7 protein-coding genes are annotated in these 13,040 nt (G+C 75.0%); 6 read left to right on the top strand and 1 reads right to left on the bottom strand.

Annotated elements, in window-relative coordinates:
- Window positions 1-101 precede the first annotated feature (101 nt).
- From AF335_RS28730 to AF335_RS36040, 6 genes are all read left to right on the top strand, one after another.
- Window positions 102-1,202, top strand: coding sequence for an ATP-binding protein (locus tag AF335_RS28730; RefSeq protein WP_102921348.1), 1,101 nt, complete (start codon window positions 102-104; stop codon window positions 1,200-1,202).
- Entirely contained in the window at window positions 1,199-4,090 is a 2,892-nt protein-coding gene (locus AF335_RS28725; protein WP_221505300.1) for a DUF5682 family protein, read from the top strand. Before AF335_RS28730 ends, AF335_RS28725 begins: the two co-directional genes overlap by 4 nt.
- On the top strand, window positions 4,087-5,394 hold the full coding sequence (locus AF335_RS28720) for a vWA domain-containing protein (protein ID WP_102921347.1): 1,308 nt from the start codon (window positions 4,087-4,089) through the stop codon (window positions 5,392-5,394). Before AF335_RS28725 ends, AF335_RS28720 begins: the two co-directional genes overlap by 4 nt.
- Before the next feature lie 305 nt (window positions 5,395-5,699).
- Window positions 5,700-6,878: an ADP-forming succinate--CoA ligase subunit beta gene (sucC, locus tag AF335_RS28715; protein ID WP_102921478.1), complete on the top strand. Its 1,179-nt coding sequence runs from the start codon at window positions 5,700-5,702 to the stop codon at window positions 6,876-6,878.
- A gap of 20 nt (window positions 6,879-6,898) precedes the next feature.
- Window positions 6,899-7,783, top strand: a complete 885-nt coding sequence (gene sucD, locus AF335_RS28710) for a succinate--CoA ligase subunit alpha (RefSeq protein WP_102921346.1) — start codon at window positions 6,899-6,901, stop codon at window positions 7,781-7,783.
- Window positions 7,784-7,985: 202 nt separating this feature from the next.
- The gene (locus AF335_RS36040; RefSeq protein WP_221505302.1) at window positions 7,986-11,363 is read left to right on the top strand and encodes a cell division protein PerM; all 3,378 of its coding nucleotides are present in this window, start codon (window positions 7,986-7,988) and stop codon (window positions 11,361-11,363) included.
- A 657-nt stretch (window positions 11,364-12,020) separates the two neighbouring features.
- Here AF335_RS36040 and AF335_RS28700 read toward each other — a convergent pair.
- The gene (locus AF335_RS28700; RefSeq protein WP_228772891.1) at window positions 12,021-12,812 is read right to left on the bottom strand and encodes a hypothetical protein; all 792 of its coding nucleotides are present in this window, start codon (window positions 12,810-12,812) and stop codon (window positions 12,021-12,023) included.
- Between the last annotated feature and the right edge of the window lie 228 nt (window positions 12,813-13,040).

The raw sequence follows: 13,040 nt of genomic DNA, 5'->3' as shown, positions 1-13,040 counted from the left end.
GACAATCGCTCCGACCTGCGGTTCCTCTTCGCCGGGGCCGATTGTCAGTGGGGTGGTGCAGGGTGGTTCACGTACCCGGAACCGCACGACGAGGGGGACTTGTGACCGTGCCCGGAATCTCCACCGAAGCCCTGCGACCGCATGCGGAGGACGCCTTCGCCGGGGAGCTGGAGGCCCTCGCGGCCGCCGACGACCGCCCCAGGCCCGAGCGTTGGCGGCTGTCGCCGTGGGCGGTCGCCACGTATCTGCTCGGCGGCACGCTGCCCGACGGCACCGTGATCACACCGAAGTACGTGGGCCCGCGCCGCACCGTCGAGGTCGCCGTCACCACGCTCGCCACCGACCGGGCGCTGCTCCTCCTCGGTGTGCCGGGCACCGCCAAGACCTGGGTCTCCGAGCACCTCGCCGCCGCGGTCAGCGGCGACTCGACGCTGCTGGTCCAGGGCACGGCCGGCACCCCGGAGGAGGCGATCCGCTACGGCTGGAACTACGCCCGGCTGCTCGCCGACGGCCCCAGCCGCGAGGCGCTCGTGCCCAGCCCCGTGATGCGGGCCATGGCCGGCGGGGCGACGGCCCGGATCGAGGAGCTCACCCGCATCCCCGCCGACGTGCAGGACACCCTCATCACCATCCTGTCCGAGAAGACCCTGCCCATCCCGGAACTGGGGCAGGAGGTGCAGGCCGTGCGCGGGTTCAACGTGATCGCCACGGCCAACGACCGGGACCGCGGGGTCAACGAACTCTCCAGCGCCCTGCGCCGCCGCTTCAACACCGTCGTGCTGCCCCTGCCCGCCACGCCCGAGGCCGAGGTCGACATCGTCTCCCGGCGCGTCGACCAGATCGGCCGCTCCCTCGACCTGCCCGCCGCCCCCGACGGCGCCGACGAGATCCGGCGCGTCGTCACCGTCTTCCGCGAGCTGCGCGACGGCGTCACCACCGACGGCCGCACCAAGCTCAAGTCGCCCTCGGGCACGCTCTCGACCGCCGAGGCGATCTCCGTCCTCACGGGCGGCCTCGCCCTCGCCGCGCACTTCGGCGACGGCGTGCTGCGTGCCGGGGACGTGGCCGCCGGGATCCTCGGCGCCGTGGTCCGTGACCCGGCCGCCGACCGGCTCGTCTGGCAGGAATACCTGGAGGCCGTCGTCCGTGAGCGGGAGGGCTGGAAGGACTTCTACCGCGCCTGCCGGGAGGTCTCCGTATGACCGGGCCCGCCGCGCCCGCCCTGCTGGGGGTGCGCCACCACGGCCCCGGCTCCGCGCGGGCCGTGCGGGCCGCGCTCGATCAGTGCCGGCCCGGCGCCGTGCTGATCGAAGGGCCGCCCGAGGCGGACCCGCTCGTCCGCCTCGCGGCCGACCCGGGCATGCGGCCCCCGGTCGCCCTGCTCGCCCATGTGCCGGACGACCCCGGGCGCGCCGCGTTCTGGCCGTTCGCCGGGTTCTCCCCGGAGTGGGCGGCCCTGCGCTGGGCCCTGGACCACGGCGTGGCCGTGCGGTTCATCGATCTGCCCGCCGCGCACACGCTCGCGCTGCGGGACCCCGAACGGGAGCCGGACCGGGGGGAGAAGGGCGGGCGTTCCGCGCCGGGCGCCGACCCGCTGGCCGCGCTCGCGGCCGCCGCCGGATACGACGACCCCGAGCTGTGGTGGGAGGACGCCGTCGAGCACCGCCGTGGCGGCGGCCCCACCGGGGGAGACGCCCTCGCCCCCTTCGAGGCCCTCGCCGAGGCCATGACCGAGCTGCGGGACGGGTTCGGGTTCGGGCCCGGAAACGGGGACGGGGACGGCGGAGGCCCCGGCCTCGGCGATCGGGGGGACGGGGACGGATATGGATACGGATACGGGGACAGCGACGTCGGCGAGGCCGCCGACCGTGCCCGGGACGTGGTGCGCGAGGCGCACATGAGGCTGAAGTTGCGTGAGGCACGCCGTGAGTTCGGGGACGGGATCGCCGTCGTCTGCGGCGCCTGGCACGTACCGGCCCTCGCCGAGAAGCGCACCGTCGCCGCGGACCGACAGGTCCTCAAGGGCCTGCCCAAGGTCAGGACCGAGCTCAGCTGGGTGCCCTGGACCAACAGGCGCCTCGCCCGTCACAGCGGCTACGGCGCGGGCATTGACTCGCCCGGCTGGTACGGCCACCTCTTCCACGCCCCCGACCGGCCCGTCGAACGCTGGCTCACCAAGGTCGCACGCCTGCTGCGCGAGGAGGACTTCCCCGTCTCCTCCGCCCATGTCATCGAGGCCGTACGGCTCGCCGACACCCTGGCCGCCCTGCGGGGCCGCCCGCTCGCCGGGCTGAACGAGACCACCGACGCGGTCCGGGCCGTGATGTGCGACGGCTCCGACGTCCCCCTCGCGCTCGTCCGGGAGCGGCTCGTCATCGGCGACGCCCTGGGCGAGATCCCCGACGAGGCCCCGGCCACGCCCCTGCTGCGCGACCTCACCCGGCTCCAGCGCACCCTGCGCCTCAAGCCCGAGGCGGTGGAGCGGGATTGCGAGCTGGATCTGCGTAAGGACACCGACGCCGCCCGCAGCCGGCTGCTGCACCGGCTGCGCCTCCTCGGCATCGGCTGGGGGAAGCCGGTGCGTTCCCGCGGCGGCCTGGGCACCTTCCGTGAGACCTGGCGGCTCCGCTGGGAGCCGGAGCTGTCCGTCCGGGTGGCCGAAGCGGCCGCCTGGGGCACGACGGTGGCGGCCGCCGCGACCGCGAAGGCCGAGTCCCGGGCCGTCGCGACCCCGGCGCTCGCCGGACTCACGTCCCTCGCCGAGCGCTGCCTGCTCGCCGGGCTGCCCGACGCCCTGCCCACCGTGATGCGCGTCCTCGCGGACCGCGCCGCGCTCGACACGGACGTCGCCCAGCTGGCCAGGGCCCTTCCCGCGCTGGTCCGTTCCGTCCGGTACGGCGACGTACGCCGCACGGACGCCACGGCCCTCGGAGAGGTCGCGGCGGGGCTGGCGGAGCGCGTCTTCGTCGGCCTCCCTGCTGCGTGCGCGGGACTCGACACGGACGCGGCGGCCGAGATGAGGGGCCATCTGGACGCCGTGCACCAGGCGGTCGGCCTGCTGACCGAGTCGGGCCGGGCACGTACGCCGGACACGCGGGAGCACGTGGGTACGGCGGAGCCATCGGGTACGGCGGAGGCACCGGGTCCGGCCGAGGCGCCGGGTGCGGCGGAGACGGGCACGGGCGCCACCGGTCCGGCCGGTACGTCCGGAGGCGACCCGGACCCCGCCCTCCCCGAGGACGCCGGCGGCGACGACGCCGACAGGCGGGAGCGCTGGGCCGGGGTGTTGCGGGTGCTCGCCGAGCGGGACGGGCTGCCCGGGGGGATACGGGGCAGGGCGGCACGACTGCTGCTCGACGACCGATGGCTGACCGAGGACCGGGCCGCCCGGCTCATGGGCCTCGCCCTCTCGGCCGGGACCGAGCCCGCCGAGGCCGCCGCCTGGATCGAGGGCTTCCTCGGCGCCGGGAGCGCGGGCGGCATGCTGCTCGTCCACGACGAGAGCCTGCTCGCCCTCGTCGACGCCTGGCTGGTCGGAGTGCCACCCGCGGCCTTCACGTCCGTGCTGCCGCTGTTGCGCCGCACCTTCTCCGCCTACGAGACGGGGGTGCGCCGCACGCTCGGGGAACTCGTCCGGCGGGGGAGCCCGGGCAGCCGCCCGGCCGTCCCCGGCGAGCAGGACGCCCACGGCTTCGGGGCCGGGCTCGACGAGGACCGGGCGTCGGCCGTCCTGCCGACGCTGTACGCACTGCTGGGCCTCGACCCGGATCCGCGCCGGGACGGAGGCGGTGCCTGCCAAGGGGACAGCGGGGGCGCGGGAAGCGGCGGCGGGTGCGACGGTCACCTGCTGCCCACGGTGGAGGGCAGGTCGGGCGGGATGGCCGGGGCGAACAGGACTGCCGGGGCGGACGGGACTGCCGGGGCGGACGGGACTGCCAGGGCGGACGGGACCGCCCGGCCGGGTGCGAAGGCCGGGCCGGGCGGGACAGCTACGACGAGCGGGACGGACCGGGGAGACACCCCGGTCCGTACGGAGGGCGGCGCCCTGCCGGCCGCCACCGGCGCGACCACGGACGGGACGGGACGATGACGGCGATCAGCACGACCGGCACGACCGGCACGACACCGGCGGTCGAGGCGACCACCCCTCCCACCGTCGTGTCCGACCACCCCGTCGCGTCCCGCCCCTCCGCCTCCGGCCCCTCCGCCCCGGCCCCCGCCTCCGCCTCCGCCCCAGCCCCCGAGCGGCTTCGCCGCTGGCGGCTGGTGCTCGGTGGGGAAGCGGAGGCCGGCGGTGGGGGATCCGCCGGTTCCGTGCTCGGCGGGGTGGACCTCGCCATGGACCGGACCCTGGAGGCGCTCTACGGCACGGGATCGCCCACCGCGTCGCCCACCGGGCCGGCCCGGCGCGAGGGCGGTCTGGGGGAGTCCGCGCCCCGGATCGCCCGCTGGCTGGGTGACATCCGTACGTACTTCCCGGTGTCCGTCGTCCAGGTGATGCAGCGCGACGCCATCGACCGCCTCGGCCTGGCCACGCTGCTCCTGGAGCCGGAGATGCTGGAGGCCGTCGAGGCGGACGTCCATCTCGTCGGCGTCCTGCTCTCCCTCGGCAAGGCCATGCCCGGGTCCACCAAGGAGACCGCGCGCGCCGTCGTCCGTAAGGTCGTCGAGGACCTGGAGAGACGCCTTGCCCAGCGCACCCGCGCGACGCTGGACGGGGCCCTCGACCGCTCGGCCCGTGTCGCCCGGCCCCGCCACCACGACATCGACTGGAACCGCACCATCCGGGTGAACCTCAAGAACTATCTGCCCGAGCACCGCACGGTCGTGCCCGAGCGCCTGGTCGGCCACGGCCGCTCGGCGCGGTCCGTGCGGAAGGAGGTCGTCCTGTGCGTCGACCAGTCGGGCTCGATGGCGGCCTCCGTCGTCCACGCCTCGGTCTTCGGGGCCGTCCTCGCCTCGATGCGCTCCCTCGACACCCGGCTCGTCGTCTTCGACACCGCCGTCGTCGACCTCACCGACCAGCTGTCCGACCCGGTCGACGTGCTCTTCGGCACCCAGCTCGGCGGGGGCACCGACATCAACCGCGCGCTCGCCTACTGCCAGTCGCGCATCACCCGGCCGACGGAAACCGTCGTGGTCCTCATCAGTGATCTTTACGAGGGAGGGATCCGGGACGAGATGCTGAAGCGCGTCGCGGCCATGAAGGCGTCCGGCGTGGAGTTCGTGGCGCTGCTCGCCCTCTCCGACGAGGGCGCCCCCGCCTACGACCGCGAGCACGCGGCGGCGCTGGCGGCCCTCGGCGCGCCCGCCTTCGCCTGCACACCCGACCTCTTCCCCGAGGTGATGGCGGCCGCGCTGGAGAAACGGCCCCTGCCGATACCGGGGGCCTGACGGGCTCGGCGGGGGCGGGACGGCGGGCACGGCGGCCGGGCCGGAAGCCCCCGCCGCCCCCGGACGGCCCAGTCCCCCGGCTCCGGACGGGTGACGGCCGGTAGGCGATCTGTGAGCGTAATCACGGCCAGAGTGTGACCTGCGATTTAGGGACCTCCGTCCCTCGGGGATAACCTGCGAGACGGACATGCCGCGTCAACGGTGAACGTGTGCCGCCCTCGTCAAAGATCGCGTCCTCACGCTGCCCTGCGGCACGCCCGCGCAGACAACGAACCGCGATATCCATGGAAAAGGGACTGACGCGCGTGGACCTGTTCGAGTACCAGGCGAGGGACCTCTTCGCCAAGCACGGTGTACCGGTGCTGGCCGGTGAAGTCATCGACACGCCTGAGGCGGCGCGCGAGGCCACCGAGAAGCTGGGCGGCCGTTCGGTCGTCAAGGCGCAGGTGAAGGTCGGCGGCCGTGGCAAGGCCGGCGGCGTGAAGCTGGCCGCCACGCCGGACGAGGCCGTCGCCCGTGCGACGGACATCCTCGGCATGGACATCAAGGGCCACACGGTCCACAAGGTGATGATCGCCGAGACCGCTCCCGAGATCCTCGAGGAGTACTACGTCTCGTACCTCCTCGACCGCACCAACCGCACCTTCCTGGCCATGGCCTCGGTGCAGGGCGGCATGGACATCGAGGAGGTCGCGGAGAAGACCCCCGAGGCCCTCGCGAAGGTCCCGGTCGACTCCAACGAGGGTGTGACGATCGAGAAGGCCCGCGAGATCGTCGCCCAGGCGAAGTTCCCGGCCGAGGTCGCCGAGAAGGTCGCCGAGGTCATGGTGACCCTGTGGAAGACCTTCGTCGCCGAGGACGCGCTCCTCGTCGAGGTCAACCCGCTCGCCAAGGTCGCCAACGGCGACGTGCTGGCCCTCGACGGCAAGGTCTCGCTCGACGAGAACGCCGACTTCCGCCAGCCGGAGCACGAGGCGCTCGAGGACAAGGCCGCGGCCAACCCCCTCGAGGCGGCCGCCAAGGCCAAGGGCCTCAACTACGTCAAGCTCGACGGTGAGGTCGGCATCATCGGCAACGGCGCGGGTCTCGTGATGAGCACCCTCGACGTCGTCGCGTACGCCGGTGAGAACCACGGCAACGTCAAGCCCGCCAACTTCCTCGACATCGGTGGCGGCGCCTCCGCCGAGGTCATGGCCAACGGTCTTGAGATCATCCTCGGCGACCCGGACGTCAAGTCCGTGTTCGTCAACGTCTTCGGTGGCATCACCGCCTGTGACGAGGTCGCCAACGGCATCGTCCAGGCCCTCGAGCTGCTCAAGAGCAAGGGCGAGGCCGTCACCAAGCCGCTTGTCGTGCGCCTCGACGGCAACAACGCGGAGCTGGGTCGCAAGATCCTGTCCGACGCCAACCACCCGCTCGTGCAGCGCGTGGACACCATGGACGGCGCGGCCGACAAGGCCGCCGAGCTGGCTGCGGCTAAGTAAAGGACGAGGACTCCACAACCATGGCTATCTTCCTCACCAAGGACAGCAAGGTCATCGTCCAGGGGATGACCGGCGCCACGGGCATGAAGCACACCAAGCTCATGCTGGCCGACGGCACCAACATCGTCGGTGGCGTGAACCCGCGCAAGGCCGGCACGTCCGTCGACTTCGACGGCACCGAGGTCCCGGTCTTCGGCTCCGTCAAGGAGGCGATGGAGAAGACGGGCGCCGACGTGTCCGTCCTCTTCGTGCCGCCGGCCTTCGCCAAGGCCGCCGTCGTCGAGGCGATCGACGCCGAGATCCCGCTGGCCGTCGTCATCACCGAGGGCATCGCGGTGCACGACTCCGCCGCCTTCTGGGCGTACGCCTCGGCCAAGGGCAACAAGACCCGGATCATCGGCCCGAACTGCCCCGGTCTGATCACCCCGGGCCAGTCCAACGCCGGCATCATCCCGGGCGACATCACCAAGCCCGGCAAGATCGGTCTCGTGTCGAAGTCCGGCACGCTGACCTACCAGATGATGTACGAGCTCCGTGACATCGGCTTCACCTCGGCCGTCGGCATCGGTGGCGACCCGGTCATCGGCACCACGCACATCGACGCCCTGGCGGCCTTCGAGGCCGACCCGGAGACCGAGCTGATCGTCATGATCGGCGAGATCGGCGGCGACGCCGAGGAGCGTGCGGCCGACTTCATCAAGGCCAACGTCACCAAGCCGGTCGTCGGCTACGTGGCCGGTTTCACCGCGCCCGAGGGCAAGACCATGGGCCACGCCGGTGCGATCGTGTCCGGTTCCTCCGGCACCGCGCAGGCGAAGAAGGAGGCCCTTGAGGCCGCGGGCGTGAAGGTCGGCAAGACGCCGTCCGAGACCGCCCGTCTCGCGCGCGCCGCGCTCAGCGCCTGAGTCCTGGCCTGACCGCACGACCGGACCGCGGCGGTGGCCGCGGTCCGGGACGTACGTACGTTTGTGTGGCCGTGGGCCCGCACCTCGCACGAGGTGCGGGCCCACGGCCGTTTACGAACCGGGGCATAAGCGGACCTCGGGCGACACGACGGCCATTTGCCCGTTACCCGTACGAAAGCATTGTTGTTGGCAGCATGGCCTTGTGAGCCCTGTGACTCCGTATGCCGAGCACACCCCCCCGTTCCCCGCGCGCGGCCGCTCCGCCGTGCACGGGCCACCCATGACGGCGGGCACGGTGTTCCTCGGCGGGATGCTCGCCGCGGGGCTGGGGCTGGGCGCGCTCGCCGTGGCCGTGCTGCTGCTCTGGATCTCCTCCCCCTACCCCGACAGCGGGCCCGCCGGCGCCCTGCGCATCGCCGCGGACCTGTGGCTGCTGGCGCACGGAGCCGAGCTCGTACGGACCGAGACGCTCTCCGGAGGGACCGCGCCGGTCGGGCTGACACCCCTGCTGACCTCGGTGCTGCCGTGCTGGCTGCTCTACCGGGCGGCCCGGCACGCCCTGGAGCGGACGGGCGACGCCAGGGAGGTCGCCGACGGGCGTGGTGCTGGTGGTGGTGCCGGGATCGATGTGATCGAAGCGCTCGACGGGGCCGGCAGGCGTGCCGGTACGGGCCGGGCCGTACGGGCCGACGGGACCGGGGACACCGGGGGAACCCCCGGTGCCGACGGACTTGATGGTGCCAGTGAGGACGACGGGACCTCCACGGCTCAAGGGACCGACGACGACCCCGAACACGCCTACGGCCCCGAACACGCCTACGGCCCCGAGCACACCTACGGGGCCGGGCACACCTACGCCTCCGCGCACACCTACGGCCCCGACGATCCGCTTCCGCCCCGCACCGTGGCCCTCGCCCTGCTCGGCGGCTACCTCCTCGTGGCGACCGCCGCCGTGCTCTACGCCTCCTCGGGGCCCCTGCAGGCCGCGCCGCTGAGCGCGCTGCTCCACCTGCCGCTGGTCGCCGCCGCGTCCATCGGCCTCGGGGTGTGGACGGCGCTCGGCCGTCCGGGTGGAACCGCGCCCGCGTTCGCCCGCGGCACGCTCCAGGCCCTGCCCAAGCGCGTCCGGGCCGCCTTCACCCGCCCCCGGCTGACCTGCGTGGCCCGGGTCGGCGCGGTGGGCACCGGCGCCCTGCTCGGCGCCGCCGCGCTGCTGCTGGCCGGCTCGCTCGCCGTGCACGCGAGCGACGCCCGGGAGTCGCTGCTCCAGATGACGGTGGCCTGGTCCGGCCGGGTCGCCGTGGTGCTGCTCTGCGTGGCGCTGGCCCCGAACGCCGTCGTCTGGACGGTGGCGTACGGGCTCGGGCCCGGCTTCACGGTCGGCGCGGGCAGCGTGATCGCTCCGCTGGGCGTGACCGACCATCCGATGCTGCCGAGGTTCCCGCTGTTCTCGGCCCTGCCGGTGGCGGGCGACCCCGGACCGCTGCTGTACGCGGCCGCGGTCGCCGTACCGGTCGCGGCGGGCATCGCCATCGCGTACGCCGCCGTGCCGAGCGGCGCGGTGCCGCTGGGCCGCTCGACGTTCCTGGGCACCGCCCTGATCGCCGCGTCCGGCGCCGTCGTCTGCGCCGTGGTGACCACCTTCCTCGCGTACGCGGCGTCCGGTGCCCTCGGCGACGGCGCGCTCGCGGTCTTCGGCCCGCCGTGGCGGCAGGTCGGGGTGTCGGCCGTCACCTGGACGGCCTCGATCGGCGTTCCCTGCGCGCTGACCCTGCGCTGGCTGCGCCGCCGCGCGGTCCGTGCGGCGCGGCGGGAGGCCAGGTCGCGGCAGTACGGCGCGGCGGTGCCGGCCTGGTCGCGTGGCCCGGTGGCGGCGCTGGGCCTCACGCCCCTGCCGGCGCCGTCGGAGGAGCCGGAGCCGACGACGGCCCGAGAGCCGCGCGCGCCCCGCCGCTGGACGGGCGCCGCGGCGCTGCGGGGAGCGGCGGCGTGGCTGGGCTTCGGCACGCCCCCGGAGCCTGCGGCGGGGACTGCGGCGGGGACTGCGTCGGGGACGGAGGTCACGGTCGGGCTGGGTTCGGTGGCGGCTCCTGAGGCGGACGCCACGCCCGGGGCGGGTGGGCAGGCGTTCTGGCGGTGGGGAAGGCGGGGGCCGGCCGAGGAGGCCGGGGCCCCTGGGGAGCCTGAGGACTCGGAGGCGGCGGAGGACGAGGCGGCGGGGACGTCCGGTGAGGCCGAGGACCCGGGGAAGGACGAGCACTCCGGGGAAGGCGAGCACTCCGGAGAGTCCGAGCAAGAGGACGAGGAGAGGGCCGCGGACGTCCCCCGCCCGCAGTGGGTGCAGGTGGACGGCGAGGCGGCCGATGAGGCCGAGGACTCGGAGGCGGTAGGGGAGGGTTTGCGGCGGTGGGCGGCGGCGGATGCGGCGCCCGGGTCTTTTGGTGAGGCCGGTGGTTCGGAGGCGGCAGGGGAGGGTTTTCGGCGGTGGGAGGCGGATGCGGCACCCCGGCCGCCCTTTGGTGAGGACTCGGAGGCGGTAAGGGAGGGTTTGCGGCGGTGGGCGGCGGCGGACGCGGCGCCCCGGCCTCTCGGTGACGCCGACGACGCGGAGGAGACAAGGGACGGTTTCCGGTGGCGGGCAGCGCCGGATGCGGCGCCTCGGCCTCCCTTCGGTGAGGCCGAGGACTCGGAGACGGCAGAGGACGCCTTCCGGCGGCGGGCGGTGGCGGATGCGGCGATCGGGGCCCTTGGCGAGGCCGAGGGCTCGGAGATGGCCGGGGACGTGTTCCGGCGGCGGGAAGAGTGGGAGACGGGGGAGCGGGCGACCGACGTGGACGTCCGCTCGGCCGGGACCTCCGGCGAGGCCGGGACCCAAGCCCAGGCTGGAACCCAAGCCCCTGCCGGGCTCCAAGCCCCTGCCGGGGGCCTGGAGCAGGACGACGGTCCGGAAGTGACGGGGAGCCCGGAGAAGCCCACGAGCGATGCCTTCCGGTGGGCCCCATGGGGCGCCGAACCCAGGGGAGAGGCGGCAGCGACGGGAGAGGCCACGGAGGACGCGGCACCCGCCGGAAGGGTGTTCCTCGGGCGGTGGCCCGGCATCGGCGCGCTCCGGGGAGCGGCGGCCGACGGTACGTCCGGGAACGGGTCGTCCGGGAGCGGACCGGCCGGGAGCGGACCGGCCGGGAAGGCGGCCCGTAACGGCCCGGCGGTCGACCGGCCCACCCGGCGGCTGCGGGCGCGCGTCGCGCCCCAGGACCCGGCGGTGGTGGAGGAACTGCCGGTGAGGCCCTCGCTGGAGGCGTCACCGAGGCACGGGCCGCCGGACGGGCCCGTGGCCCCGACGGCGGCCAAGCGGCCGAGAAGCCGGGGCTGGTGGCCGGGCCGCGCGAAGAAGGGCCGACACGCGGCGCCGTGCGCGGGCCGGGGTACGGCCCCGGCCGACGGCAAGGGCACGGGTGGAGCGGCGGCCTGGCACGACACGGGGGCCAGACAGGTGCGGTGGGCGGCCCTCAAGGACTCGGGGGGCGGCCTGGTGCCGGACTTCGAACCACGGGACCCGGCGACCCGGAAGCCGGACTGATCCCCGTAGGGCCGGGGACGGCTGCCGGCCCGGACTGATCCTTGTAGGGCCGGGGGTGACCGCTGGCCCCGGACCGATCCCCGTAGGGCCGGAGGCGCCCACCGCCCCTGGCCTCAGCCCGGCCGTCCCTGGCCTCGGCCCGGCTCCGTCCCCGGCCGCCGCTCGGCCTCGGCCCGGCTCCGTCGGCCGCTGCCCAGTCGCCTTCCCGGCCTCGACCCGGCTCCGCCACAGGCCGCCGTTCGGCTGCCCCTGGTCTCAGCCCGGCTCTGCCCCTGGCCTCAGCCCGGCCGCCCGGCTCTGCCCCTGGCCTCAGCCCGGCCGCCCGGGGCCGGCCCCTGGCCTCAGGCCGCTCCCCGGCTCCGCCACCGGCCGCCGTTCGGCCGCCCCTTGACCTCAGCCCGGCCGCCTCCGGCCGCCCCCGGCCTCAGCCCGGCTCCGCCCCCGTCCCCCGGCTGCCCCAGCCCCCGGATCTCGCCCCGGCGCCCCGAATGCCCCGACGCCCCGAACGCCCTGGCGCCCCGACACCCCCGAACGCCCTGGCGCCCCGAACGCCCGAACGCCGGCCAGGCCGGAAGACCCGGCCCGCCCGGCGTTCTCGAAGCAGAAGCAGAAGCAGAAGCGGAAGCGGTGGGAGGCGCCCCGCGGAGCGCCCCGGTCTCAGTCCTGCGCCCCCAGCAGCGGGCGCAGTTCCTTCGGCAGGTGGTTCTCGCACGCCTGCCGTGACGTCTGGGTCAGCGCGTCGTCCACACATGTGTAGTAGTCGCTGTAGACGATCTGGAAGAGGAACGTCGCCGCTACGATCGCCAGCGCCAGCCCGCCCGTGACCAGGCCGCTCACCGCCGCCGTCGTCTGCGGCCGGAACGCGCCCGGGGAGGGTGCCGCCGGGTTGTCCGGGTCCGGTCGGCGCGGCGTGGACTTGGCGCGGAGGGAGCTGATGCCCCAGTAAAGGGAGAGGGCGCCGAGCAGGAGGGCCACCTGGGGGATGCTGAAGAGGGCGAAGAAGAAGCCCCACATGCCCGCCAGCAGGGCGTAGCGGGCACGCCGCTGCGCCGGGTCCGTCGGGTCCCAGCGGAGGCCGCCGCTGCCGCCCGGACCGCCGCCCTGGCCACCCGGCCGGCGCGGTCCGCCGGGCCCGCCGCCGAAGCCGCCGTCCTGGCGCCCGGGCTGCCGGCTGCTCCACTGGCTGCCCCACACCGGAGGCTGACCGCCGCTCTGCGACCCCGTGCCGTCCGGGCCTCCCTGGTCCCCCTGACCTCCCTGACCTCCCGGGCCCGCCGGGTTTCCCTGGCCCCCCTGGCCCGTCCCGTCGGTGCCGCCCTCGCGCCCCTCCGGGCGCTCGCGCGGCTCCCAGGGCCGGTCCGGCCGCCCCTCCGGCGGCGGTGCGAAGGGGTTGTCGTCCCGCTGCTCGTCCGGGGACGGGGACTGCGAGGACGGGCGCTCGTGCGACATCCGGGCGTTCCTCATCGCCGGCCTCCGGTGGACTCCGTGGCCGCGGACGCGGCGGACCCCGGGGACACGGTGGGTCCCGAGGGCCCCGCGGACTCCATGGACGCGGTGGGCAGCGCGAGGTGGTGAGCCGCGTGGCGGCGTCGGTCCGGCATGTGGAGTGTGTCTTCCCCTTGTGTCGTCGTCCTGCACACGTCTCGTGTCGTCGTCCTGCGCACGGCGCGCCGACGT

The organism is Streptomyces eurocidicus, from assembly GCF_002891295.1.
Classification (GTDB): domain Bacteria; phylum Actinomycetota; class Actinomycetes; order Streptomycetales; family Streptomycetaceae; genus Streptomyces; species Streptomyces eurocidicus.
The sequence above is the reverse complement of the archived record's forward strand: the minus strand, read 5'-3'. Positions and strand labels throughout refer to the sequence as shown.

Coding starts and splice junctions, on each gene's coding strand:
- AF335_RS28725 (WP_221505300.1), top strand. CDS start 1,199: ATGACCGGGCCCGCCGCGCCCGCCCTGCTGGGGGTGCGCCACCACGGC.
- AF335_RS28720 (WP_102921347.1), top strand. CDS start 4,087: ATGACGGCGATCAGCACGACCGGCACGACCGGCACGACACCGGCGGTC.
- sucD (WP_102921346.1), top strand. CDS start 6,899: ATGGCTATCTTCCTCACCAAGGACAGCAAGGTCATCGTCCAGGGGATG.
- AF335_RS28700 (WP_228772891.1), bottom strand. CDS start 12,812: ATGTCGCACGAGCGCCCGTCCTCGCAGTCCCCGTCCCCGGACGAGCAG.